This window comes from Leisingera sp. M527 (assembly GCF_025141525.1).
GTDB lineage: Bacteria > Pseudomonadota > Alphaproteobacteria > Rhodobacterales > Rhodobacteraceae > Leisingera.
The window spans coordinates 3,608,123-3,633,270 of record NZ_CP081037.1 but is presented as its reverse complement, the minus strand read 5'-3'; the positions used below and the strand labels follow the sequence as shown (position 1 = coordinate 3,633,270).

The 25,148-nt window shown below is 61.1% G+C and carries 25 protein-coding genes and 3 pseudogenes; 17 read left to right on the top strand and 11 right to left on the bottom strand.

From position 1 onward, the window contains the following. Positions 1-46: 46 nt before the first annotated feature. The 6 genes from K3555_RS17980 to K3555_RS17955 all read left to right on the top strand — a co-directional run bounded on the left by K3555_RS17980 (position 47) and on the right by K3555_RS17955 (position 5,830). Positions 47-493 (top strand): RidA family protein, encoded by a 447-nt coding sequence (locus K3555_RS17980; RefSeq protein WP_260006508.1) that lies wholly within the window; start codon positions 47-49, stop codon positions 491-493. Between the two features lie 608 nt (positions 494-1,101). Further along, positions 1,102-1,593, top strand: coding sequence for an Lrp/AsnC family transcriptional regulator (locus K3555_RS17975; protein ID WP_260006507.1), 492 nt, complete (start codon positions 1,102-1,104; stop codon positions 1,591-1,593). Positions 1,594-1,754: 161 nt separating this feature from the next. After that, positions 1,755-2,897, top strand: a complete 1,143-nt coding sequence (locus K3555_RS17970) for a glycine cleavage T C-terminal barrel domain-containing protein (RefSeq protein WP_260006506.1) — start codon at positions 1,755-1,757, stop codon at positions 2,895-2,897. Between the two features lie 21 nt (positions 2,898-2,918). Next, positions 2,919-3,368 carry an OsmC family protein gene (locus K3555_RS17965; RefSeq protein ID WP_102848475.1) on the top strand — a complete coding sequence of 150 codons (450 nt, stop codon included), beginning with the start codon at positions 2,919-2,921 and terminating at the stop codon, positions 3,366-3,368. A 22-nt stretch (positions 3,369-3,390) separates the two neighbouring features. Beyond that, entirely contained in the window at positions 3,391-4,191 is an 801-nt protein-coding gene (locus K3555_RS17960) for an enoyl-CoA hydratase (RefSeq protein ID WP_260006505.1), read from the top strand. A gap of 4 nt (positions 4,192-4,195) precedes the next feature. After that, positions 4,196-5,830 carry an acyl-CoA synthetase gene (locus K3555_RS17955; RefSeq protein ID WP_260006504.1) on the top strand — a complete coding sequence of 545 codons (1,635 nt, stop codon included), beginning with the start codon at positions 4,196-4,198 and terminating at the stop codon, positions 5,828-5,830. A gap of 167 nt (positions 5,831-5,997) precedes the next feature. Here the strand turns inward: K3555_RS17955 and K3555_RS17950 are convergent, their stop codons facing one another. The 3 genes from K3555_RS17950 to K3555_RS17940 all read right to left on the bottom strand — a co-directional run bounded on the left by K3555_RS17950 (position 5,998) and on the right by K3555_RS17940 (position 7,565). After that, on the bottom strand, positions 5,998-6,549 hold the full coding sequence (locus K3555_RS17950) for a tyrosine-type recombinase/integrase (protein ID WP_260006503.1): 552 nt from the start codon (positions 6,547-6,549) through the stop codon (positions 5,998-6,000). Positions 6,550-7,018: 469 nt separating this feature from the next. Then, on the bottom strand, positions 7,019-7,237 hold the full coding sequence (locus K3555_RS17945) for a GDCCVxC domain-containing (seleno)protein (protein WP_260006502.1): 219 nt from the start codon (positions 7,235-7,237) through the stop codon (positions 7,019-7,021). A gap of 4 nt (positions 7,238-7,241) precedes the next feature. Next, positions 7,242-7,565 (bottom strand): hypothetical protein, encoded by a 324-nt coding sequence (locus K3555_RS17940; protein WP_260006501.1) that lies wholly within the window; start codon positions 7,563-7,565, stop codon positions 7,242-7,244. Positions 7,566-7,664: 99 nt separating this feature from the next. On the opposite strand from K3555_RS17940, the gene K3555_RS17935 reads away from it, so the two are divergent. Continuing rightward, positions 7,665-7,907, top strand: a complete 243-nt coding sequence (locus K3555_RS17935; protein WP_260006500.1) for a MerR family transcriptional regulator — start codon at positions 7,665-7,667, stop codon at positions 7,905-7,907. 21 nt (positions 7,908-7,928) lie between these two features. Here the strand turns inward: K3555_RS17935 and K3555_RS17930 are convergent. From K3555_RS17930 to K3555_RS17900, 7 genes and pseudogenes are all read right to left on the bottom strand, one after another. After that, a pseudogene (locus K3555_RS17930) lies at positions 7,929-8,902 on the bottom strand (IS5 family transposase). Between the two features lie 38 nt (positions 8,903-8,940). Beyond that, positions 8,941-9,267: a DMT family transporter gene (locus K3555_RS17925; RefSeq protein WP_260006499.1), complete on the bottom strand. Its 327-nt coding sequence runs from the start codon at positions 9,265-9,267 to the stop codon at positions 8,941-8,943. 69 nt (positions 9,268-9,336) lie between these two features. Next, positions 9,337-10,077 (bottom strand): SDR family NAD(P)-dependent oxidoreductase, encoded by a 741-nt coding sequence (locus tag K3555_RS17920; RefSeq protein WP_260006498.1) that lies wholly within the window; start codon positions 10,075-10,077, stop codon positions 9,337-9,339. 2 nt (positions 10,078-10,079) lie between these two features. Further along, positions 10,080-10,502, bottom strand: coding sequence for a hypothetical protein (locus K3555_RS17915; RefSeq protein WP_260006497.1), 423 nt, complete (start codon positions 10,500-10,502; stop codon positions 10,080-10,082). 89 nt (positions 10,503-10,591) lie between these two features. After that, positions 10,592-11,587, bottom strand: coding sequence for an ornithine cyclodeaminase family protein (locus tag K3555_RS17910; protein WP_260006496.1), 996 nt, complete (start codon positions 11,585-11,587; stop codon positions 10,592-10,594). Further along, positions 11,584-12,450: a PhzF family phenazine biosynthesis protein gene (locus K3555_RS17905; RefSeq protein WP_260006495.1), complete on the bottom strand. Its 867-nt coding sequence runs from the start codon at positions 12,448-12,450 to the stop codon at positions 11,584-11,586. The genes K3555_RS17910 and K3555_RS17905 overlap by 4 nt, the downstream gene beginning before the upstream one ends. A gap of 100 nt (positions 12,451-12,550) precedes the next feature. Next, positions 12,551-13,489: a LysR family transcriptional regulator gene (locus tag K3555_RS17900; protein WP_260006494.1), complete on the bottom strand. Its 939-nt coding sequence runs from the start codon at positions 13,487-13,489 to the stop codon at positions 12,551-12,553. 83 nt (positions 13,490-13,572) lie between these two features. Here K3555_RS17900 and K3555_RS17895 point away from each other — a divergent pair, with 83 nt between their 5' ends. The 4 genes from K3555_RS17895 (at position 13,573) to K3555_RS25030 (ending at position 16,303) form a co-directional block, all read left to right on the top strand. Beyond that, positions 13,573-14,613, top strand: coding sequence for a PhzF family phenazine biosynthesis protein (locus tag K3555_RS17895; protein ID WP_260006493.1), 1,041 nt, complete (start codon positions 13,573-13,575; stop codon positions 14,611-14,613). Next, positions 14,606-15,214: a glutathione S-transferase family protein gene (locus K3555_RS17890; RefSeq protein ID WP_260006492.1), complete on the top strand. Its 609-nt coding sequence runs from the start codon at positions 14,606-14,608 to the stop codon at positions 15,212-15,214. The genes K3555_RS17895 and K3555_RS17890 overlap by 8 nt, the downstream gene beginning before the upstream one ends. A gap of 20 nt (positions 15,215-15,234) precedes the next feature. Further along, entirely contained in the window at positions 15,235-15,828 is a 594-nt protein-coding gene (locus K3555_RS17885; RefSeq protein ID WP_260006491.1) for a hypothetical protein, read from the top strand. An 85-nt stretch (positions 15,829-15,913) separates the two neighbouring features. Continuing rightward, positions 15,914-16,303 carry a nuclear transport factor 2 family protein gene (locus tag K3555_RS25030; RefSeq protein WP_259996565.1) on the top strand — a complete coding sequence of 130 codons (390 nt, stop codon included), beginning with the start codon at positions 15,914-15,916 and terminating at the stop codon, positions 16,301-16,303. A 19-nt stretch (positions 16,304-16,322) separates the two neighbouring features. Here K3555_RS25030 and K3555_RS17880 read toward each other — a convergent pair whose 3' ends face one another. Beyond that, on the bottom strand, positions 16,323-16,538 hold the full coding sequence (locus K3555_RS17880; protein ID WP_260006490.1) for a hypothetical protein: 216 nt from the start codon (positions 16,536-16,538) through the stop codon (positions 16,323-16,325). Positions 16,539-16,894: 356 nt separating this feature from the next. Here K3555_RS17880 and K3555_RS17875 point away from each other — a divergent pair. From K3555_RS17875 to K3555_RS17850, 6 genes and pseudogenes are all read left to right on the top strand, one after another. Next, positions 16,895-17,784: pseudogene (locus K3555_RS17875) on the top strand (tyrosine-type recombinase/integrase). Positions 17,785-17,796: 12 nt separating this feature from the next. Continuing rightward, positions 17,797-19,015 (top strand): annotated as a pseudogene (locus tag K3555_RS17870) (IS91 family transposase). 443 nt (positions 19,016-19,458) lie between these two features. After that, a complete protein-coding gene (locus K3555_RS17865; protein ID WP_260006489.1) occupies positions 19,459-19,701 on the top strand; it encodes a hypothetical protein in 243 nt (80 codons plus the stop codon). Beyond that, positions 19,698-21,167 carry an NAD(P)/FAD-dependent oxidoreductase gene (locus tag K3555_RS17860; RefSeq protein ID WP_260006488.1) on the top strand — a complete coding sequence of 490 codons (1,470 nt, stop codon included), beginning with the start codon at positions 19,698-19,700 and terminating at the stop codon, positions 21,165-21,167. The genes K3555_RS17865 and K3555_RS17860 overlap by 4 nt, the downstream gene beginning before the upstream one ends. A 689-nt stretch (positions 21,168-21,856) precedes the next feature. After that, entirely contained in the window at positions 21,857-23,950 is a 2,094-nt protein-coding gene (locus K3555_RS17855) for a 3-hydroxyacyl-CoA dehydrogenase NAD-binding domain-containing protein (protein ID WP_260006487.1), read from the top strand. Positions 23,951-23,961: 11 nt separating this feature from the next. After that, positions 23,962-25,140, top strand: coding sequence for an acetyl-CoA C-acyltransferase (locus K3555_RS17850; protein WP_260006486.1), 1,179 nt, complete (start codon positions 23,962-23,964; stop codon positions 25,138-25,140). Positions 25,141-25,148: the final 8 nt, after the last annotated feature.

The following is a 25,148-nucleotide window of genomic DNA, read 5'->3' as shown; positions in this document are numbered from 1 at the left end:
ACGGTGAAGATCCTCCCGCCCTCCCTCCGTTAAAAGAAGGGCAAAGGTGGACGACTTTTACGCCGCCCGCAGCAGGATCATCCCGCCGCTACCGTGGTCGACTTTCTCACCGCCGTTCTCACTGCCGGACGCCAGTAAGGTCGGCTATTCCCAGATATCCATGGCCAATCCTGGCCGATTGGCCTTTGTCTCCGGTCAGGTTGCATGGGACACAGCGGGGTCTGCGGTGCCGGAAACACTTGAAGCGCAAACCAAGCAAGTCGTTGCAAACCTCAGCGCAGCCTTGCAGGCAATTGAAGCCAGCACCAGCAATATCGTTCAGATGCGGGTCTACATGACGGAGCTGAACGACGAGACAATGGGCATCGCAATGGCGCAGATCGCGGGATTTCTTAATGGGGAGCAGCCAAGTCTGACCGGTATCGGTGTCGCTGCGTTGGCCGGGCCTGATCTTCAGATCGAGATTGAAATGGTTGTTCAAATTTCGGCCTGAAGCTTGCAGAAACGCGAGATGCTAAACTAAACGCGGATATTGTGGTTTCAAGCCGCAGTGTCTGCTTCGCCCGGCACCGCTATCGTTCGTTGGATGTGTTTTGGATGGCCGCAAAGCGCCGTTTGCGGCGCGCTGCACATGCGAGAGACTGCCAGGCGACTTATGGCGGCAAAGGGCTCACTTCCACCATGCGGCGGCATAGCATCGGGAATCCAGCACAAGCCAGCCCCAGGCCAATTGTGATCGGCTCAAGCCAGCCCTAAGCCGCCGCATGCCTGGTGACCCGCTTGGCGCGCCAGCACATGCAGGTCGGGCGGTTTCCGGACCTTCCTTGCGTCTTTTGATGGTAGCTCAAAGTCCAGTTAAGCTGACATTCAGAATAGTCAGTTGCAGAACCCCCGAAATTCTTATGCCGGTACCTTTCCATGGCGCAGTGGCAGTGGGTTGCTATCGATTTCAAGCAATACGCTCTTTTGCAAATTTCGCCAGACGGTAATCAGCCAGTGGCCTGCGCCGCAAACCGCCTCGCTGGCGCAAAATGTTGCTTCCGGGCTATTGCTGGTGATTGTATTGGACTGTCAAACCCTTGCTTTGAAAGGCCCTGATGCATGGACAAGTTCAGCCTTGATGCGACCGATATCCGCATCCTCAGCGCAGTCCAGAAGCACGGTCAGCTGAGCAAAACCAAACTGGCAGAGATCGTCAACTTGTCGCCAACCCCCTGCTGGGCGCGTCTGACGAGGCTTAAAACAGCTGGGTTTATCCGCGGCTACCATGCCGACATCGCACTCGACAGGGTTTGCGATTTCACGCAAGTTATCGTGACGGTCTCGCTCGCCCATCACCGCAAGTCTGATTTTGACCGCTTCGAGGTCCATATCCGGAAGCTGGACGAGTTCACCGAGTGCATCGCAACGGGCGGCGGCATGGATTACGTCCTCAAGGTCTTCACTCCAAGCCTGGCAGCTTTTCAGGACGTGATGGACGGCTTGCTGGCTGCCGAACTGGGGATTGACCGCTACATGACCTACATCGTGACGCGCCATGTTAAATCCACCCAGCCGAATCTGCCCGGACTAGCAACCAGATCCCGCAAATGACGGAAACCGCCCGAAAAGACTGAAAACCCGCCTGGCATCAGCCCGTTCGGTCTGCCCACAGCTAGTTTTCAGTCCGCTCCTGACCCAACTTTGCGGGTAATCCTTCGCCCAGTTCAAACAGTCCGCGGCTGACACGGCGAGCGGTGCAGAGGGTGAAAGACATGACGCAATCAAACGGTTTCGGATTCGGCACACAGATCCGCAAATCCCCCTATTTCGACGCCACCGTCCGCTGGGGCGCCAAGGGGTTCTCGGTGTACAACCACATGTACATCCCGCGCGATTTCGGCAATCCGGAGCAGAACTTCTGGAACCTGGTGAACGACGCGATCCTGTGCGACGTCGCAGTGGAACGCCAAGTGGAGATCACCGGTCCGGACGCCGCGAAATTCGTGCAGATGCTGACCCCTCGCGACCTGTCGAAGATGGCCGTTGGCCAGTGCAAATACGTGCTGGTCACCAATGCGAACGGCGGCATCCTGAACGACCCGATCCTGCTGCGGCTGGCGGAAAACCATTTCTGGATCTCGCTGGCCGACAGCGACATCCTTTTGTGGGCGCAGGGCGTGGCCGTGCATTCCGGCATGGATGTCTCCATCGTCGAACCCGACGTCTCACCGCTGCAACTGCAAGGCCCGAAGTCCGGCGAGATCATGCGCGCACTGTTCGGCGACAGCATCATGGATCTGAAATACTACTGGCTGCGCGAGGTTGATCTGGACGGTATTCCGCTGATCGTGTCGCGCACCGGCTGGTCCAGCGAACTGGGATATGAGCTGTACCTGCAAGACGGGTTGCGCGGTGATGAGCTATGGGAAAAGATCATGGCAGCGGGGGAGCCGTTCGGGCTGAAGCCCGGCCATACCTCCTCGATCCGCCGTATCGAGGGCGGCATGCTGTCCTACCACGCTGACGCCGATATCAACACCAACCCCTATGAGCTTGGGCTGGACCGTTTAGTGAACCTTGATATGGAAGCCAGCTTCATCGGCAAGGCAGCCCTGCGGGAAATCAAGGAGCAAGGCGTCAGCCGCAAGCAAGTGGGCCTGATCATCGAAGGCGCACCGTTGACCGGGCCCAACACCACCTTCTGGCCGGTCCGCAAGGATGGCACTGCCATCGGCAAGGTCACCTCTGCTGTCAATTCGCCGCGGCTGGAGCAGAACATTGCACTGGCGATGGTCTCGGCGGACGAGGCCGTGCTGGGGGCAACGGTTGAGGTCACGGCCGGCACCGGCCCGGCCCGTGCGACCATTGTGGAAACCCCCTTCTTCGATCCGAAGAAAACCCTGGCCGCAGCCTGAGCGATAATGAGGGATACCGCCATGTCCGACCTTTCAATCCAGCTGCACTGGCAGCGTGCTGAACCTGTGCTGCAAACCGGCCAGTATTCGAACGCCCACACGGTGCAGTACAACAACAGCTATGACGTCCAGGTGGACTCCGCCCCCGACTGGGGCGGAGATCCGGGCAACACCAACCCGGAACAGGCGCTGGCCTCGGCCCTGTCCAGCTGCCACATGATGACCTTCCTGGCGCTGGCGGCCAAAGCCGGCTGGCCGGTGGCCACCTACCACGATTACGCCGAGGCGCATCTGGGCAAGAACCCCAAGGGCCAGATGTCGGTGACACGCATCGACCTGCACCCGGTGGTGCGTTTCGACACCGGATTTTCCGTCAGCGAAAAAGAGCTGGAGGAGATGCAGGACCGCGCCCACCGCTATTGCTTCATCGCCAATACGCTCGCCGATAGCGTCGAGATAAACATCCGCTGACCCCCAACAAAGGAGATGCCCTGTGCAACAGCAAGACATTTTGCTGAGCGATCTGGATGACGATGGCATCCTTCGACTGACTCTGAACGATTCCGCGCGGCGTAATGCCCTGTCTGAGGCGATGCTGGCGGCGTTGGCCCAAGCCTTTGCCGATGCAGGAGAAAATTCACAGGTGCGTGTTGTCGTCCTGGCGGCAAACGGCCCGGCCTATTGCGCCGGGCATGATCTGAAGGAGATGACCGCCGGACGCGTGGCAGGGGATGGTGGGCGGGCCTATTTTGCCAAGGTGATGGCGATGTGCTCTGCCACCATGCAGGCCATCGTCAACTGCCCCAAGCCGGTGATTGCCGAGGTCACCGGGATTGCCACTGCGGCGGGCTGCCAGCTGGTGGCCAGCTGCGACCTGGCGATTGCTGCAGACACCGCGCAATTCAGTACGCCGGGGGTGCATATCGGCCTGTTCTGCTCGACCCCGATGGTGGCCCTGTCGCGCAGCGTTTCCAGCAAGCACGCGATGGAGATGCTGCTGACCGGCGACATGACCCCGGCCCGGCGGGCAGAAGAGATCGGCCTGATCAACCGCGCCGTACCGCCTGCAGAACTGCAGGAAGCCACGATGGATATGGCCCGCAAGATTGCTTCCAAGTCGGTGATGACCCTGGCCACCGGCAAACGCGCCTTCTATGCGCAACGGGAAATGCCCCTGGCCGGCGCCTATAGCTATGCCTCTGGTGTGATGGTCGAAAACATGCTGGCCCGCGACGCCGCAGAGGGCATCGGCGCCTTTCTCGAAAAACGCAGTCCCCAATGGCAGGATCAATAGGATCATGACGGACAACCCGTACAACACCGGTTTGGACCGCACCCCCGCGAACTTTCAGCCGCTGACGCCGCTGACCTTTCTGGAGCGCGCCGCCAGCGTCTTTCCTGACCGCACGGCCATCGTGCATGGTCAGCTGCGCCGCAACTATGCGGAGTTTTACGCGCGGTCGCGGCGGCTGGCCTCTGCCCTGGCCAAGAACGGCCTTACCCGCGGCGACACCGTGTCGGTGCTGCTGCCCAACACGCCGGCGATGCTGGAATGCCATTACGGCGTGCCGATGTGCGGTGCGGTGCTGCATTCGATCAACACAAGGCTGGATGCGGCAATCATCGCGTTCCAGCTCGACCACGCCCTGTCGAAGCTGGTGATCGTCGACAGCGAATTCATGCCGCTGATGCAACAGGCGCTGGCGCTTGCCACGGTGTCGCCTGTCCTGATCCAGTGCGACGACCCTGAATACGGCGGACCGAGGACAGACGTGGAAGCCGCCGACTACGAGGTGTTCCTGACCCGCGGCAACCCGGATTTCGCATGGATCATGCCCGAGGACGAATGGGATGCGATCTCGATCAACTACACCTCCGGCACCACCGGCGACCCCAAAGGCGTGGTTTCGCACCACCGGGGCGCCTATCTGCTGGCGCAGGGCAATGCGCTGACCACCTCGATGCAGAAGCACGCGGTCTATCTCTGGACCCTGCCGATGTTCCACTGCAACGGCTGGTGCTTCCCATGGACACTGTCTGCCATAGCAGGCACCCATGTGTGCTTGCGGCAGGTGCGGGCAGAACCGATCTGGAACGCCCTGGCGGACGAGGGCGTGACCCACCTGTGCGGCGCCCCCATCGTGATGTCGCTGCTGATCTCGGCACCCGCAGAAGCCAAGCGTGAACTTTCCCAGCCGGTGCAGTTCTTTACCGCCGCCGCGCCGCCGCCGGAAAGCCTGCTGGCGGACATGAAGGCCGCAGGCTTTGAGGTGACCCACCTTTATGGGCTGACGGAAACCTACGGTCCTGCGGTGGTCAATGACTGGCACTGCAGCTGGTCGGACCTGCCGCCTGCCGAACAGGCCGCACTGAAGGCGCGCCAGGGCGTGCGCTACCTGCCTCTTGAGGGGCTGGACGTACTGGACCCCGACACGATGCTGCCTGTACCGCGCGACGGCCAGACCATGGGCGAGGTGATGTTCCGCGGGAACGTCGTGATGAAGGGCTATTTCCGCAATCCCAGGGCCACCGAGGAAGCCTTTGTCGGCGGCTGGTTCCACTCCGGCGATCTGGGTGTCATGCACCCCGACGGCTATATCCAGCTCAAGGACAGGTCAAAGGACATCATCATCTCGGGTGGTGAGAACATCTCCTCGATCGAGGTCGAAGAGGCGCTTTACCGCCACCCGGCGGTTGCGGTTGCTGCCGTTGTGGCAATGCCGCATGAGAAATGGGGCGAAACCCCCTGCGCCTTTGTCGAGCTTGCCAAGGGCAAGCAGGCGGATGCGGAGATCCTGCACAGTTGGTGCCGCGGCCGTCTGGCCCCCTACAAGGTTCCTGGCAAGTTCGTCTTTTCGGAGATCCCCAGAACCTCGACCGGCAAGATCCAGAAATTTGCCTTGCGCGAGCAGGCAAAGGAAATCGCGTCATAACCAGGGGAGCAGCGCTCCGCAGGCTTAAGTACTGCTCCTATTACCTTCAAGGCAGCTGCGGGTGTTTTGCAAATACAGCGAATGTCCGAAATGACGGACAGCGGTGTAGCATGCGATATAAGTATGAGCGGCAGCTAAGGGCCGCCTTTGCAAGCGGCCCAATTTCTTCAAATTTCCACGCTTTCGGAGATCGCGAGAGCATCCTCCAGCTCGACGCCGAGATAGCGGACGGTGCTGTCCATCTTGGTATGTCCGAGCAGGAGCTGAACGGCCCGCAGGTTGCCAGTCTTTCTGTCGATATGCGCCACCTTTGTCCGGCGCATGGAATGCGTCCCATAGGATGTGGAATCCAGCCCGATGGACCTCACCCAGCCCCGCACGAGACGGGCGTACTGCCGCGTTGAGATGTGCAGACGATCGTGAAACCGGCCGGGCCAGAGGTATTCTGAGCCGACCATCATCGGTTCATCCATCCATCGCGAGAGCGACTTGCGCGTGCCCTCCGTTATCTCGAAGCGTACTGGTTGCTGCGTCTTGCTCTGGACAATCGAGGCGCGTTCCTTGACCTGGCCTGAAGCATAGACATCCGCGACCTTCAGTTTCACCAGGTCACAGCCACGCAGCTTGCTGTCGATAGCCAGATTGAACAGGGCGAGATCCCTGTGGTTCCCGGCGATCTCCAGGCGGACGCGAATGGTGGGTAAATTGGCAATGGGCATGAAAGGTCCTCCGATCCACCACGCCCTGCCACGACACCAACCCGACGTTGGTGCATCATTCTAACATGCTGTTTTAGCAGCGCGGCTAATTGCGGTTAGGTCAACCGGGCGATGAAATGGGGAATTCTCGGACCGAGAGCGAAGCTTCTAATGAATTGCCCTTGCCCGTGCCTGAATGAACGTCCGCAATTGATGGATTGGCTGGCAAGCCTCGCACCTGCAGCATCCAGCGCCGCGTGCCTCACTCGCATGGCCGCTTCGGGCTGGCTTGAGCCGATCACAACTGGCCTGGGGCAGGCTGGTGCTGGTTTCTCGGTGTTGTACTGCCGCATGGCGGCAGTGAGCCCTTTGCCGCCGTCGAACAGTGTCTGGGTCTTCGCGTGTGCGGCACGTCGCTAACGGCGTATACCGGTCGTCCATTAGTCGGCCCCAATAAAGCTATGGAACAGGACGATCCTTACGCTTGGGACTACCCGCAACAATCATCGCCCTTTTGGATCGGCGGGCACGGTACGGTCCCGTAGGAGCAATAGACGCAGCAGTCGCCGTCTTTAGGTTTCAGCACCTTCTTGCACGACTTGCATTCATAGAACCATTGGCAGGAATCTGTCGGCATCGTCTCGGTTTCAATGTGCCCGCATTCTGGACATGTCAAAGTGCTTTCAAGCACTACCGTTTGTTCTGTCATCGTTTCACATCTGCATTATTAGATATTCGTTGATCTGGGCTTCTTTTGACGCAATGACCCATGCCAAGCCGGTCATTGCGGCGCTTCCAGCAAGCCACCATTTCAGCTTCGCCATCGTTCCCCGCCGATGGGCCATCAACCAGGACACCGCAACTAGCACTGTCGAGACCGCAAGGACGTAGTAACTGGCGGCTGCAATCTTGCCAAAGATTGCGATCCAACTGCCTCCCAAGCCCAGCAGCATCATTGTCATTGGCAGTATACAGCAGGACGCGACCCCAAGGGCCGTCATCGACCCCAGGTAGCTGAGTCTAAGGTATTTCTGCATTCCACACCTCCAATCGTTGCCAGGCCTTTGAATTGAAGCAAGGGTCATTGAGATGTATAACTCCTGTAGTTGCTACAGGATCAAGCAGGGCGTATTCACATGACCGCGATAGGAGAAGCATCCAGACAAAGCGGCGTAAGTGTTGAAACTATCCGCTATTATGAGCGTGAAGGCATTGTTCCGAAGCCACAGCGGGCGCCGAATAACCGGCGCCTATATTCAGCGCGTGACGTTGGCAGGCTTCGTTTCCTTAAGCGATCCCGCGATCTGGGGTTCCCGCTCGCAGACGCAAAGACCTTGCTTGTGCTGGGCATTGTTGCAGAACTCCCTCTTGAGGCCTGACTACCCCTTTCCCCTCTGAGCTTAGGCGACACGGACGATCTCGGCGGCGCCGAGTGCATTGAAGCGGTTGATGAGGGCGATACGGATGTGGATTTCGGCGGTTTGGCGGTCAGGGTCTCTTGCAGCGATGCGCTCGCCGAATGCTTTCAAGCAGCGCATCTTTGCCTCGACCCGGCTCCGGGCGTGGTATCCCGTCCAGCGTTTCCAGAAGGCCCGGCCGTAGTGCCGGGTGGCGCGCAAGGTTTCGTTTCTGACCTGTGCCGCCGGGCAGTTTTCTTTCCACGGCCGACCATTCTTGCGGATAGGGATAATCGGGGCGGCACCACGCTCGATGATGGCGGAGTGGCAACGGCGCGTGTCATAGGCTCCGTCTGCGGTCACGCTGCTGATCTCTTCGGCCTTCGGAATCTGATCGAGCAGTTCCGGCAGGACCGGGCTGTCCACTGCCCGGCAGTGGTTTGCGCAGCATAACCACGAGAGGGGCCGTCGCGGCTGGGGGTGAATTCTACAGCACGGATGTCAGACGTGGCAGCATCCATCGCAAGATGCACTTTGCGCCATTGGCGCCGCCCCTGAACGCCGTGCTTGCGGGCCTGCCACTCGCCATCGCCAAGGAACTTGATCCCGGTGCTGTCCACCAGCAGGTTCAGCGGCCCATCGGCGCGGCGATACGGGATCTGGACGGCCAGTGCTTTCTGTCGGCGGCACAGCGTAGAGAAATCAGGAACGGGCCAGTCCAGCCCCGCCAGATGCAAAAGGCTGGCGACCATCCCGGCGGTCTGCCGGAGGGGCAGCTTGAATAGAACCTTGATCGACAGGCAGAACTGGATCGCCGCGTTCGAGAAGACCGGTGGGCGCCCTGGCCGTCCTTCATGCGGCGCGAGCCAGGTCATCTCTTTATCCAGCCAGATCAGAAGCGAACCGCGCTTCCTGAGCGCATCGTTGTAGCTGGACCAATTCGTCGTGCGGTAGCGGGCAGGTGCGGGCTTACTCATCGGCCCCGTCTAACCGCATGGATTCGTGATGTGAATCCTTAGCAGTAAGAGTTCTGCAACAACGCCATGCCGATGGACATCATGTTCGCCTGCACCATGCTGACGGCCGCAAAGCTCAGCCCATGCGGCAGCAGCGTACCCAGCGACGCAACAATGAAATAGAGACCCCATTGCGGCCTGGCCCCTCTGCGCTGCCCCTTCCGCCGCCGGAAAGACTGCCAAGTCAGCAGCAAGGCAAACCCGGCCAGCTGCTGCCAAAAGACCAGGGCAGCAGTGGAATGCCCGCCCGCCACGGCGAGCTTGTTTAGAGGTATGGTTGCTCCCCAGGCCAGCCCCAGGAAAATCAGAAACAGTGTCCAGCGCATCGTGGTTTCCTCCTTAAACACATCAACCGTTAAGATGCAGGCTGAGGCCGCCCACCGCGGCTGCGGGGATCACCACTTTTCCGCAAAGGGTCGGATTGTAGTCTCAAAGGACCAGGTGGACCGGTGCTGGTGGGTGAGGTGATAGATTTCCTCTGCGATGCCGTCGGGCTGGGCAAAGAAGTCCTCCCTTGCGTGCGGCCAGTCCGCCGGCGGCACCAGCCAGCTGGGGCGTTCTGCGTCGCTGGCGCCCAGCCAGGTCACATCGATGGCGGCATCCACCGACAGGTAGCAGACGTGGATGCCTTCCGGCCCCAGGTCCCGCGCCAGTGCCTCGCACAGATTGCGCTGAGCAGCCTTTGTCGGGGCAAATAGCGCGTAGTTCGGCACACCGCGGTGCGACGCAGTATTGCCGGTGGCCAGGATTGCCCCACCGCCGCTGGCGGCCATTTTGTCCGCAAAGAAGCGGGCCAAGACTAGCAAGGCGGTAGCGTTGACCCGGAAGTTCCGTTCGATCTCCAGCGGGTCCAGCTCGCGGAACCGGCCAAAACTGTGCGACACCGCATTATGCAACAGTACCCGGGGCACACCCATTTCCGCCTCGATTCTGGTCAGGCAGGTTTCGAAGGCCTGCAGATCGGAGATGTCGCAGGCATAAGCCAGCGCGCCGGGGTGCTGGTCTGCCAGCGCCTGCAGTCGGTCCGCGTTGCGGGCGATCATGGCTACCTTGTAGCCTTGCGAGATGAACTTGCGCACCGTGGCGCTGCCGGTGGCGTCGCCGACGCCGGTAATGATGCAGAGAGGCCCGGCCATGGTCAGGCCCACTGTTTCTTGCGGATTTCGGTATAGGGCGCGCCGTATTTTCCGTTTTCCTCACCGGCGGTGATGACGGTCATGATCGCGGGGTCGTACTCGTAGGTCCGGATCCACTGGCGGTCGCCCTTTTCCATCAGCATGTGAGAATGGGTCGAACGCGCACGGCGGGTGTATTCCACCTCCACCATCCGGCATGATTGGCCGCCAAAGCCATAGGAATATTCATCGGCGCCGGGCTGCACAAAGCGGGCATGATACAGTTTCCAGTACTGGCCGTCGTGCTTGTAGATGGCGAAGGTCATCTCGTGGGTGTCGTACTGCCAGTGCCAGGTACTGTCCTGGTAGATCTTTTCCCAATCTGCCAGCAGGCTGCCGTCCCGGAACGAATGGCCTTCGATTTTCCAGCCCAGAGTGTCGGTCATTTTCGTGTCTCCTTTTTTTCACATCGATCATTATGAAAAGGCGGAAGCAGGTCCCGCTCGCCGCAGCGGGTTCCTCAAGGCCGCCGCCTTTATCCGGTCTTTTGTGCGGGTGCGGAGTTCGTCCGGGGTGTTTCCCAGTTGAACAAGGTTGAAACCGCAGCAAGGTCCTGCACGCCCAGCCCGGTCAGGCTGCAAACGATGACTTGGCGTTCGCTGTTGCGCAGCCGGTCATTGCCGACCCAGGCAGCGCCCAATTCCTGCATCCCAAGTTCTGCCTCCGTCATGCCAGAAGACAGGGCGCGGGCTGCGTTGCCATAGGCGCGGGCCTGTCCGAGGCTGTCGGTAAAGACCTTGTCGGCCCGGGCGAGCAGAGCGGCGGGTATCTCGCATTTGGTTTCGTCATCAGAGCCAATGCTGATTACTGTCTGTCCGGTCTTCACATCAGCGGCCTGAAACAAGGGTTCTATGGCGGCGGTAGCGCAGACAAGCAACCGGGCTCCACGCATCGCTTCGGCAGTGCTGCCGGCGGTGGAGATCCGGCTTGCCGGAAACCCGGCCTGCAGGGAAGCTGATAGCGATCTGGCTGCCTCAGGCCGACGGGCCCAGATGCGGAGGCTGCGGATTTCCCGCAATTGCGCCAGCGCCTGGATCTGATGGCGCGCCTGGGTGCCGGCACCCAGCAGCGCCGCATCCACCGGGCCGGCGGAAAGGCAGCTGTGCGCGGCCAAAGCGCCGGCAGCGCCGGTCCGGTAGTCGGAAATCAGGTGGCCGTCGTGCAGCAGCGCAAGCGGCTGGCAGGTCTTGGAGCAGCAGGCAAGGATCAGCCCGCTATGGCCGCTGCCGGTGTCTGCTTTCAGGCTTTCCGACCAGCCCGCGAGCTTGACGGTGAAAATGGGGGCGCCAGGCAGAACTGCGCTTTTGACATGCACATCGGCGCCCGGCGCCGGGAACAGCACCTGAGCCGCCGCAGTGGCTTTTCCCGTGCTGTAGGCAATCATCGCCTGACGCACTGGTGACAGCAGGGCTGCGTGGGACAGCCGGGCGGCGATTTCTTCGCGGGTGATATGGCGCAGGGCAGGGGTCATGGCAGCACCTCGAACCGGCCGGTGCCCAGGATTGAAACCTGACCTCCGACTTGGATAGCTCTGATCCCGTCCGGCCCGCTGTCGACCCGCACCGAAATCCGGCTAGGGCGGCCTGCATGCTGCCCCTGCTTAAGTTCCAGTCCGCTTGCCGCGTTCAGCAGCCCGTGTTTGTGAGCATAAGCGCCGATGACGCCTGCGGCACTGCCTGTTGCGATGTCTTCGATCCGTCCGTCGTTTGTCCAGTGGCGCCCCTCGTTCCGATGAACATCGAACAGATAGGCAAACTGGGCGCCTACATCCGCCAGCCGATGCTCCAGATCCGGGACCCGGATGGCCGCCCTGTCCAGGCCCTGGTGAACCGGCACCACCAGATAGCGCAGCCCTGTGGAAATGACTTCCATCGGCAGACCCGGGGCCAGATCTTCAGGCGCCAGCGAGAAACAGCTGGCAAGCTCCCGGGCGGCGGGGCCGTTCAAATCTGCCAGATACAACGGCAGTCCCTGATCCATCTGCACGTCAAACCCGGCTTCACGCCGACCAGATCGCAGGCTGACCCGCCTTTCTCCCAAGGCAAAGACAGCCTCAGCGGTCTCTGCGGGGTGCTCAAGCTGGTGCAGCACAGCCGCGGCGCCCAGCAGCGGATGACCCGCGAAGGGCAGTTCTTCCTCCAGATCGAATACCCGCAGCGGCCGGCTGCCGTCCGGCAGGGCAGGACCGGTCAGAAAGGCGGACTCGAAGTGCTTGAGCTCCCGGGTCAGCTGCAGCATCTGGCGGCTGTTCAGCGCCCGCGCATCAGGGAAAACCGCCAGGCTGTTGCCGGTGAACGGGCCATCCGAGAAGGCATCGCAAAGGACATAGTGCATGCCGCACCCCCGCTGAACTGAGCATCTGCCTGCTGGCTAGCTCAGAAACAGGGCGCGAGGCGAACCATATGTACATGAGCCTGCCTCATGAATATGGGGATCAGCCCGTACTGAACAGCTTTGATTGCTGCGCGCGGATTACTGAAATCTCTTCATGAACCCACTGGCGCAACGCCTGATACCCATCGGTGGCAGCATTGGCGGGGGTGGTGACCAGCCAGTAGCGGGCGCGGGATTTTACCGGCTTGCCGACAGTTTCCAGGAAACCGGCCTCAAGATCATTTTCCACCAGCAGGCTGCGCCCCAGCGCGATACCCATGCCGCCGATGGCGGCCTGAATGGCAAGATCGGCGCGGGCAAAGGCGTTGACCGAGCGCTCGAATTCAATATCCCAGCTGCGGCCAGCGAAATACTCCTGCCAGCTGAAGCCGGTGCCGTCGCTTTCGCCGAAGCGATCCACCAGAAGCCGGGCGCCGGGTTGGCGGCAATAGTCCTGCAGCGGCACCGGCCCAAGATAGCCGGGCCGGCTGACGGGCAGCAGAACCGCCTGCAGCAGAGGCTCGGAATGCAGCCCGGGATAGGGGCCCAGCCCATAGCGGATTGCCGCCTTGGCCTCACCTGCGTGCAGGTCGACCAGCCGATCATCCACGTCGACTAGAAGATCCAGCCCGCTGTCCTGCGCACGCTGCAGGGCGGGCACAACCCATTTCATCGCCACCGAGGAAGACACCGACAGGCGCAGGCTGCAGCTGGTCTTCAGGTCATGCAGCCGGGTGAGAGCAGCACGCCAGGCGCTGCCGCTGTGCTGCGCGGCGTCACACAGGATACGGCCAGCTTCAGTCGGCATGATCCGGCGGGTTGTGCGGTCAAACAGCGGCACCCCGAGCGCGTCCTCCAGCGCCTTGATCCTGTGGCTGACCGCCGATTGCTCGATGCCGAGGCGCTCCGCGGCGCGGGTAAAGTTCTGCTCCTCGGCAATCGCCTCCAGCAGGGGCGAGCTCTGGATCAGCTTGGGCAGCAGATTGTCTGTTTGTTTCATGAATCTGTATCATAGTTATATCAATGTATTCCTGGCAAGGGATGGATCATGCTGAGAGTAACTCATCAAAAGGAACCGAATGCATGACCCGCACTGAAGCCATAGTCACCGCCCGTATCGTCAACGGTTTTGTTACTCTCAAAGATCATGGCGACCCGGAGCTTCTTGAGGCCGGACGCGATGGGTTGAGCGAAAAGGACTTGGAACGGCTTGGCGAAGGCGAGGCCACCCGGCCGCAAGCAATCGGCGGCAATCCCGCCGGCGTTGTCCTGGATGCAGACGGCCTCAGCGACGCGCAAATGCTTGAAATTGCGCAGAAGGTCGGCCTGTCCGAAACCGCCTTTGTGTCCCGATCCAAAACTGAAGGGGTCAAATTGGATTTCTTCACCCCGACGCGCCGCATTGCCCATTGCGGCCATGCAACCATCGCCTCCCTCAGCTATCTTGCTGAGCTCGGACGGGTGAGTGAGGGGGAGACCTCGAAAGAGACCGTGGACGGCCCGCGCAAGATCATCATCCGGGATGGCGCCGCCTATATGGAGCAGCTGGCACCACGGTACGAAGACCCGTCGGACTGGGCGGACCGGGGCGTTCAGGAACAGGATGTGCTGAACGCACTGGGGTTGGTGCCGGAGGATCTGGATCCGCGCTTCTCTCCCAAGCTGGCCAATACCGGCAACAGTTTTGTGCTGGTTGCAGTCAAAGACGGTGCCGCGCTCAAGGCGGTGAAACCCGGCCTAGCGCAACTCGAGGCCATCAGCGAAGCCTTGGATCTGATCGGCTTTTACGTGTTCACGACGGATCCCGGTGCTACCTCTGCTGACGCCACCGCTCGCATGTTTGCACCGCGTTACGGCATCAGCGAAGAATCGGCCACCGGCATGGCAGCCGGACCGCTGGCCTGCGCGTTGTATGAACACCTCGGCGTGCGCAGGCCAAAGCTTCTGATCGAGCAGGGCCACTTCATGGAGCCCGCTTCCCCCAGCGAGATCACGGTTGAACTGAACCTCGACGCAGGCCGGGTCACCGGGCTGATGGCCGGCGGCTACGGCGCGGTGATGAAGGAGCTGCAGATTAAGCTGGATCACAGCCCGGTACCGGCAGCGGGAGGGGGAAATGATTGATCTTTATGGATGGACCACCGGCAACACCTACAGGGTGCTGATCGCACTGGAGGAAACCGGGCTGCCTTACCGGGCGGTGCCTGTGAACCTGCGCGAGCGTGATCAGGACAGGCCGGGGTTCCTTGCCCTCAACCCGATGGGCCAGGTGCCGCTGATCATCGACAGCGAAGGCCCTTGCGGCGCCCAGATCACCCTGAGCCAATCCATGGCGATCCTACTGTATCTGGCCGAAAAGTCCGGCCAGTTGCTGCCAGTCGCCCGGGCGGACCGCGCCCACGCGCTTGAAGCCCTGAGCCTAGTGATGACCGACCTGGTGGCACCCGTCAATTTCGGGCTCAGCCTGGAGCGCGAAGAGGGCAGCAGCGCCGGCTTGGCCTTCGGCGAGGCGCGGGCAACGCGCGCGCTTGCGGCCATCGAGCAGAGGCTCGGCATCTGCAGTTTCCTCGGAGGCACCCGTTTCGGAGCGGCGGACTGTGCCGCTTTTCCCATGATCCACCTGCTGGGTACCGGCCGCCTTAAGGACTTGCCGGCCACCCGGTGCTGGTACCACGAGGCGCAGGAGCGCGCATCGGTGCAGCGCGCGCTTGCAGCGGTTTTCTAACTTGATGAAAGGAGATTAACATGTGTGGCAATCATCAGAGCTTCGACGCTTATGCCTTTTCCAAGCAACCCGGCTTTGACGAAGCGGCGGTGCGCAAGGAATTCGCCAAGGCAGTGCCGCTGAAAACCGTGGTCGTCTATTGCTATGACCCGCGCATCGCCCAAGTGCCGCGGCTGGTCGCCGAAGAGTTCGGTCAGACACACCCCGGAGAGATAGTTACTGATGACAGCGGCAACAAGATCGCTTCAACCACCAACATCTTCGAGGTTTGTGTGGCAGGAGGCCGGGCATATGACGCCCTGCGGTCCGTCACAGTGGCGCAGCACCTGTTCGGGATCGAGAACATCGTCATCGTTCACCACACCCATTGCGGCGCCACTTCGTTCACCAAAGAGGGGATCATTGACGCCTACAAGCAGGAACATGGTGTCGATATTGAACAGGTTTACCCGGCAGAAAGCATTTGCATTAGCGACTACACTGCCTCCCTTGAGCATGATGTCCTATTGATGCGGGACTCCGCCGGAACCCCCAAACACGCCAATATCTACGGTTACATGTACGACATCGACGAGGAAAAGCTGATCAAGGTCGCGCAGTCGCTGGCCGTGTGATTTTTCGGGCCGGCGGCAGAGCCGTCGGCCTGCTGCAGCGCGTAAAGGATATTGCGCTAGCCACTTGCCAAAATTGGAGGTCCGCATGGGAGAACAGGATGTTGAAGACTGGTTGAAGGCCTATGGCAGGGCCTGGATCGAAGGCGACCCGGACGAGGCGGCTGCCCTGTTCACGGTAGCTGCAGAATACCATGAGACCCCGTTCAGCGAACCGCTGAGGGGCCGGGATCAAATCAGGCAGTATTGGCAAGAAGGTGCGGCAGACGCGCAGGAAGACGTCAGGTTTTCAGCGCAGATCTGGTCTATTGCAGGGAACACAGCAATTGCAGGATGGCAGGCCGCATTCAGGCGCAAAGCCTCTGGGAGGCTTGTAAAACTGGACGGGGTATTCCGGTTAGTCTTTTCCAGTTCCCGGAACGGCGTGATCTGCAACCGCCTGGAGGAATGGTGGCACCGAAGGGAGAGCCAGAGCTGATTGGCAACGCTCTGGATTTTCAGGCCACGCTACCTGCCAATGTCCGATATCGCGTGCTGCGCTGCAGAGCCGACCACCCCCACTCAATGTCCGCAAAGGTGAAGGGATTTCCAACGCGGGCCGACGAAGCACCACCAGAAAACGTTGCACTACGGCCCGCATCGAAAATCCCTTCACCGAAGCGGTCGTAGATAAGTGGTGCCGCACCGACGATGCTGCTGGTGCGAAAATTCATGGTCACTTTCCCGGAAGCGGACCCTCGGCAAGGCCAAGTTGCTTCACGGGATGCTGCGGGATGCTGCGGGTTGCACCGGAGACAGCGGAGCGCAGTAAGCGCCCTTTGCAAACTCGGCCGTTTGGCGCAACCAGCCTAGGTTTTGTGCTGCGGCGCAGCCCGCCGTTTCAGCCGTTCGCAGCGACTGCGAGGTTCTGGAGCCGGTGAACTCAGACAGTGCGGGACGAGGACGAAGCCGCTACCGCGGCAGGGGCGCTCGGTGATACCGTTGCGGGATGATCTGACGACTGAGATTTTGGGAATGGGCGTGTCTGTCTGACGATTGGGGTCTCTCAATCAACAGACAGGAGGGTCCCATGGCGGACACAAAGACCACACCGCTTCGAGAGCGGATGATCGAAGATATGCGGATCAAAGGGCTCGGGGAGAGTTCGCAGAAAGCGCATATCAGGGCCGTTCGATACTTTGCCGAGTTTCTTGGCCGATCGCCGGATACTGCAACGCCCGAAGACCTGCGCGCTTACCAGCTGCATATGGTGAACACGAATGTCACCCCTTCGACCTACAATGTGCGGCTTGCCGGGCTGCGGTTCTTTTTCGAGATGACATGCCAGCGCCCGGAGATGAAGCAATGCCTGCACTACCGCACGGAGCCAAGGAAGCTACCGGTCGTGTTCAGCGCCGAAGAGGTGTTCGAGCTGCTGAAGGTCGCGCCCGGCCCGGGGCTGAAGTACCGCGCTGCACTCAGCATTTCCTATGGCACCGGGCTCCGGGCGTCGGAGGTCTGCAATCTCAAGGTCACCGATATCGACAGCGACCGGATGCTGATCCATGTCGAGAAAGGCACGAGAAAGGCAAGGGCGGCAAGGATCGCAAGGTCATGCTGCCGCCTGGCCTTTTGGCGCTTCTGCGCGACTATTGGCGCGAGGCGCGGCCGGATGGCTGGCTCTTTCCAGGCAAGCCCCGGATCAATCCGCTCTCACCCCGCCAATTGCACCGTGCCTTCAGCGCAGCCAAGCATCTGGCTGGGATCAAGAAGCCGAGGAGCACGCTGCACAGTTTGCGCCACAGCTTCGCAACCCGCCTGCTAGAAGCCGGAACAGATGTGCGGGTCATTCAAGTTCTGCTTGGGCACGCCAAGCTGAGCACGACGGCGCAATACACCCATGTCGCGACCAAGCTGATCCGCGACACCGACAGCCCCTACGAGTTGCTGGTGCAGCTCCGGGACCGAAGGTCCGAGTGACGCGCGCGGGCAGTGCCGCGCCCGAAGCTGGAGGTTGCTGACATCTTTCGAATCCACGGTCCTGCCTATCGGCGGGCCAATGCCGGGCATCTGAACCTGGCGCAGTTGAAGGCCATGTCAGCGATTGAAGCCTGCCGAACGGGGGCGCTCGGCGGGCATGTGGCGGCCTGCACCAAGTGCAACCACCAGCATAATGCGTATAACAGCTGCAAGAACCGGCATTGTCCGAAGTGTCAGGCACCAGCGGCGCGAGACTGGATGGCAGCACGCGCCGAGGACCTTCTGCCCGTGGAGTACTTCCACGTGGTCTTCACACTACCGGCCGAGATTGCGCGGATTGCTCTCTGGAACAAGCGGGCGCTCTATAGCCTGCTGTTCAAAGCGTCCGCTCAAACGGTCATGACAATCGCCGCCGATCCCAAGCGCCTCGGCGCCCGTGTCGGCTTGACCAGCGTGCTGCACACCTGGGGCTCGGCGTCGTGCTGAAAGCACGCCTCCGGCGTGGCCCCATCATCCCCACATCCACATGATCGTCCCGGGTGGCGGCCTGTCGCCGGACGGCACCCGGTGGGTCGCGTGCAAGCCCGGATTCTTTCTGCATGCACGCGTGCTGTCGCGGCTGTTCCGGCGGTTGTTTCTGGACGGGCTGATGGCGCTGCACGGTGCCGGGCACTTGAGACTCTTCGGAGAACTTGTGGGATTGGCAGACGCACCCGCCTTCGCTGAATGGTCGGCCCCGCTGCGCAAGATCGACTGGGTTGTTTATGCCAAACCGCCCTTCGGTGGTCCGGAGGCGGTGCTTGCCTATTTGAGCCGGTACACACACCGCGTGGCGATCTCAAACCATCGCCTGGTCAGCGCTGACGCCGACACCGTAGCGTTCCGCTGGAAGGATTACCGGATCAAGCGCGGGGACCGGATGAAGGTGATGCGGCTCAACCGACGAGTTCATCCGCCGCTTTCTGATCCATGTCCTCCCCGGCCGGTTCCACCGCATCCGGCACTATGGCTTCCTCGCGGGCAGTGGTCGCAAAGAGAAAGTCGCCCGGGTCCGCGCGGTTCTCGGAACGGCGGGCTCTGGCGAACCGGACCAGCCAGAAGACGGCCTCAAAGAACCCCTGACCCTGCGCGAACCATGCCCCGATTGCGGCGGACCATGCGCATCATCGAAACCTTCCGGAGCGGCGAGGTTCCGCGATCCCGGGCACCGCCAAGATTGCAGGCCGCATGATGAAAAGCCCGTCTCACAACCACTCTGAGATCAGAAACTTCCCATGCTGGCCAACGGTGCGCTTTGGCCTGCGCCCGTGCTCGCAGCTCAAGACGATGAAAACCGCCCCGGCAAGACCCGCGAAGTTTCCGGACACTGCCCCAAAGGCCGTGCCGCCAATCGCCCAAGCTCAGCAAACCCCGCGAAAATTCCACCAATATCCATGGCGGATGCCTGCGCTTTCCCCATAGCGCAGCATACACATCCCGCGGCTTCCACCTTGTCAGATTTGTCAACGCGGGCCACCCCGCCAAGCCCAACCTAACCAACTGGCCCGCATCGAAAAATCTTAGACAAAGCGAACCTTCACTGTGATTGCTCCAATGACCGCTGTGCGACAAGATCTCCAGCCTGCTCGTTTCAAAATGTGCATTTTTCCGATATGATAAATGGGGGGCTGCAAGATGAGCACATATCTTTTGATCGGCACCGCAATGGGTGCCATCGTCGGTTTTTTGCATATGCTGGACGTTTTTCGGGCGCGGCTGGATCGTCCCGGATTGGCTTACAACAAAACAGTTTGGCAAGGCATCTGGATTTGGTTTCTTTGGACGTTGTTCGGCGCCTATGTGCTGACGTTCTGGATTCTGGGGGCGGTGTTGTTGGGCGTTTCCAAACTGATGAACGGAACGCGGGAAACGCCATGATCCAGGGGAAAATCAAGATAGCAGCAATCATCGGCGCAGGTGTATCCGGTCTCGCCACGGCCAAGAACCTAAGCAAAAAGGGAGTAAGCTGCACGATATACGACCGAAGTTCCCAGTTGGGAGGCGTCTGGGCCGACGGGTATCACGGGTTTGGTGTGCAAATTCCAAAGGATCTCTACGAATTCCCGGATTTTCCATTGCCTGAAGCAGTGCCGCAATACACGCCGGGCCCTGATTTCCAAAAATACATGGAGGATTATTGCGATCATTTTGGTATTCGCGACTGCCTGCAACTGGGTATGCGCGTCACCGCGCTTCAAAGATCGGGCGACGGCTGGGCGCTTGAAGTCGAAAATGAGAACGGCACCAACAGCGTGCAGGCCGATCTGGTCGTGATCGCCACCGGACTTTACTCAGAAACGCCTCTGATGCCAGAGATTCAAGGGCGGGATCAATTTCAGGGTGAAGTCCTTCACAACAGCCAGGTCAAGGACATTGAGATATTGCGCGGGCGTCGCGTTGCCGTCGTTGGGTATGGCAAAAGTGCAGGTGATATCGCCGGGGCTGCAATTGGCGTGGCGGACAAGGTGCATCTGGTGTTTCGCACCGCTCATTGGCCTGTTCCCAGAAAACTTCTGGGGCTGCTTCCTTTCAAGTGGGGAATGCTGACACGGCTCGTCGCGGCGATGATCCCGCCCTATGCCCGGCCAACACCCATCGTGCGCGGGCTTCACACCGTTGGCTATCCCTTGCCGTGGCTTTTCTGGCGAGTGGTTGAGCTATTGCTGGGCACCCAGCAAAAGCTGGGAACCAAGATCGCCAATGGAAACAATCTGGTTCCCGTGCATCCGATCGAATATGACGCCTATTCCGAAGTGACGATGGTGCCACGGCCCGGGTTCATAGAAAATATCCGCTCCGGAGAGATATCAGCTCATCGCAGCGGCTTGCAGCGGTTCACCGAAAAAGAGCTGATCCTTGAGGATGGTGACACGCTGGCCGTGGATTGCGTCGTTTTTGGCACCGGCTGGAAAACTGGTTTTGGATTTCTGCCCGAGGAACTGCGCGACGCGTTGGGCGAAGAACCGGACGGTATCTACCTCTACCGGCACATTCTGCATCCCGGCGTGCCCAACCTGGCGTTTGTCGGTCGCGCCTCGTCTTTCATGAGCGTTACGACATTTGCACTACAGGCCCGATGGCTTTCCGAGGTCGTCGTCGGAAACATAGCCTTGCCAAACGAAGAAGACATGCGTGCTTCGATTGATGCACTCAGGCGCTGGAAACGGTCCTGGATGCCAGTAGGCCCGGCACGTTCGGCGACGTTGCTCTTGCACATGGCACATTATCACGACGAGTTACTTCTTGACATGGGCTCAGACCCGCTGCGGAAAGCAGGCTTTCTTGCTCCGCTCAAAGAACTGCTCGTGCCCTATCAGGCCAGTGATTTCCGGGATGTTGTTTAACGCGACTTGAAGGTCGGTTATCGGGCATAGATGCCGCTCGGGTAGTCCAAAAAAGCGCCTACAGCGATCGTCCGCTTTGAGTGGCGGACGTTTGTGCCTTCGTAGAACCGGGTGGGCTTACCCCCTCGCGAGCTACCCGGCCTGGATGAAACAGTGTCCAAATCCTGCTCCCGCAACCACCGTTTCCGACCAAGCCTCCGCAAAAAGCGGGGGCTTTTTCGATTCCGGCTGACCCAAAGCCATCAGCCCCGCCAGTTCTCCAATAAGTTCAGGCTGATGGCCCCCGAGCGCGTCCGCGTCCGGAACCATCCGCACCTCCGAAATCAGTGCCCGCAGCGACGCCGCCGCCTCCCGCCGCACATCCGGAGCGTTCAGGGCGCCAGCCAGATCCCCGATCAGCTCCCGGTACCGCGGCGACAGGCTCGGATGCTTGACCGACTGCAGAAGCGGACCTTCATTATGGGCCCTGGTCCGGAACCTGACTGGCCGACATGCAACACGGTTGGCAGTTGACGCGTGCTGGCTTGCCTTCTCCGCCGCGTCCTGTGTGACGTTGCGGATGAGCAGTGTCTCGGTGGAAGTGAATTCTGCAAAGAGGAATGTAATTTTACATATTGAAATTAGAAATTGAAATTGCTACTCAGAATCCCAAGCCAAGAGATGCTGCGAACAACGGGCGGAGGAACGGGATGGCAAACCAGGTTAATCTGACAATGGATGGCAGCGTTGCTGTTGTGCGAGTGGACAACCCGCCGGTGAACGCGCTTTCGCATACGGTGCGCGCCGGTCTGCAGGGGAGTTTTCGGGCCGCGCTGAGCCGCGCGGAAACCAAGGCTGTTGTCATCTGCTGCGCGGGGCGCAGTTTCTTTGCCGGCGCGGATATCCGCGAATTCGGCAAGCCGCCGCTGGCGCCGTTCCTGCCGGATCTGATCACTGAAATCGAGGCGGCGCCGGTGCCGGTCATTGCCGCGATGCACGGGAATGTGCTTGGCGGCGGGCTGGAGGCGGCCCTGGGCGCGCATTACCGGGTCGCGGTAAAGGGCACCCGTCTCGGCCTGCCGGAAGTGTCGCTGGGGCTGCTGCCCGGCGCGGGCGGCACCCAGCGTCTGCCGCGGCTGATCCCGGCGGCAGATGCGGCCCGGATGATCACCGGTGGCAACCCGGTTAGTGCCGATGCGGCGTTGTCCATGGGGCTGATTGACCGGGTGGCGGACGGCACCGATGCCCGCGCCGAAGGTATCGCATTTGCCCGGGAGCTGATCGCGGCAGGCAAGGAGCCGCGCCCGGCCGGGAGCCTGCTGTGCAATATACTGGAGCCGGCGGAACTGGAGGGCGTCCGGGTCAAAGTTGCCAGGGACGCACGCGGGGCGATTGCGCCAATCGCCTGCCTCGATGCAGTGGAGGCGGCGATGTCGCTGCCGTTCGAGGACGGGCTGAAGAAAGAGCGCGCATTGTTTCAGGAGCTGATGGCCTCGGACCAGAGCACCGCCCTGATCCACGCTTTCTTTGCCGAGCGCCAGGTTGGGAAACTGCCGGAAATCGAAGGTGTTGACCCGCGCGCAATCAATCGGATGGGCGTTGTTGGCGGCGGCACTATGGGGGCGGGGATTGCTGTCAGCGCTTTGCTGAGCGGATTGGATGTGACCCTGGCCGAGCGTGACGAAGCTGCGGCAGACAGGGCGGCAGACAGCGTTGGCAGGATGTTGGAGAGTGCTGTGAAACGCGGCAAGCTGGCAGCGCCGCAGCGAGATGCCATTCTAGCGCAAGCGTTCCGCACCACCACCCGGTACGAGGATTTCGCACAGGCAGATCTGGTGATCGAAGCTGTCTTTGAAAGCATGGACGTCAAGAAGGACGTGTTCACCCGGCTGGATGAGGTCTGCAAGCCGGGCGCCATTCTGGCCTCGAACACCTCTTATCTGGATCTGAACCGGATTGCGGCAATGACCAGCCGCCCGCAGGATGTGATCGGGCTGCATTTCTTCTCGCCCGCGCATGTGATGCGGCTGCTGGAAGTTGTGGTGGGCAAAGATACCGCCCCTGATGCGGTGGCGACCGGCTTTGCGCTGGCCAAGCGGCTGAAGAAAGTGGCGGTGCGCGCGGGCGTCTGCGACGGCTTTATCGGCAACCGGATCCTGTCGCATTACAGCAAGGCGGTCTACGGCATGGTGCTGGCCGGGGCCAGCCCCTATGCGGTGGACAAGGCGCTGACCGGGTTTGGTCTGGCGATGGGGCCGTTTGCCGTTGGCGATCTGGCCGGGCTGGACATCGGTTGGGCCAACCGCAAGCGCCTAGCGGCTGAGCGCGATCCAAGGGAAACCTACCCCGAGTTTGCCGACCGACTGTGCGAATTGGGCCGGTTCGGGCGCAAGACCGGGCGCGGGTTTTACATCTATGAGGAAGGCGCTGGCGGGCCGAAGCCTGATCCTGAAGTGGAAGAAATCATCGCGGCAGAGCGCGCCACCAAGGGCATCACACCGCGGACGATAGGCGAAGATGAGATCATCAGCCGTTACATGGCAGCGATGGTGAACGAGGCCGCCCGCGTGGTCGGCGATGGCATTGCGCTGCGGCCGCTGGATGTGGATGTGACCCTGCTGAACGGCTACGGGTTTCCGCGCTGGCGCGGCGGGCCGATGCATTATGCCGATGCCAAGGGGCTGGACAGGATCCTGCAGGATATCTGCCGCTTCCACGAGGAAGATCCCCTGCTTTGGCAGCCTGCGCCGCTGCTGGAACGGTTGGCCGCCAAAGGCCGGACATTCGGCAGCCTCAACACCTGAAGGAGTTTTTCATGAAACAGGCGGTCATCGTCTCCACTGCGCGCACTGGTCTGGCCAAATCCTACCGCGGCGCCTTCAATGAAACCCATGGCGCCACCATGGCAGGCCATGCCATCAGCCATGCGGTGCAGCGCGCAGGCATTGCGCCGGACCTGATTGAGGACGCGCTGGTCGGCTGCGGTTACCCTGAAGGCTGGACCGGGTCCAACATTGCCCGCCAGTCGGTGATCCGCGCAGGGCTGCCGGTGTCTGTTTCCGCAGCCACGGTGAACCGCTTCTGCTCGTCCGGCTTGCAGGCGGTGGCAATGGCAGCGCATTCGATTGTGATGGAGGGCGCGCCGGCCGCGATCGGGGCAGGGGTGGAAAGCATCAGTCAGATGCCGCCCGCACGCCCGCCGCAGGCGCAGGAAAGCTGGATCCAGGAGAACAAGCCCGAGCTGTATCTGCCGATGATCCAGACTGCCGATATTGTCGCCCAACGCTATGGCATCAGCCGTGAGGCGCAGGACGAATTGGCGCTGTCCAGCCAGCAGCGCACGGCAGCGGCGCAGGCTGCGGGCCGTCTGGATGATGAGATTGTGCCCATCACTGTGACCCAGGCCTTCAAGGACAAGGAAAGCGGCGAGATCACCCGTAAGGAGGTGACCTTTGCCATGGACGACTGCAACCGGCCGGACACCACGCTGGAGGGGCTGGCCGGGCTGGCCCCGGTGCAGGGTGAGGGGCATTTCGTCACCGCCGGCAATGCCTCGCAGCTGAGCGACGGGGCAGCGGCGCTGGTGCTGATGGACAGTGCCGTGGCCGAACGTGAAGACGCCGAGCCGCTGGGTGCGTTCAAAGGGTTCGTTGTGGCAGGCTGTGAGCCGGATGAAATGGGCATCGGTCCGGTCTACGCGGTGCCGCGCCTGCTGAAACGGCACGGGCTGACGGTCAGCGACATTGATCTGTGGGAGCTGAACGAGGCCTTTGCCTCGCAGGCGCTCTACTGCCGCGACCGGTTGGAGATCGACCCGGAGATTTGCAACGTCAATGGCGGTTCAATCTCGATCGGCCACCCGTTTGGCATGACCGGTGCAAGGATGACCGGGCACCTGCTGCTGGAAGGGCGGCGGCGCGGCGCCAGGCTGGGAGTTGTCACCATGTGCATCGGCGGCGGCATGGGTGCTGCCGGCCTGTTTGAAATCTTCTGAGGGGCAAT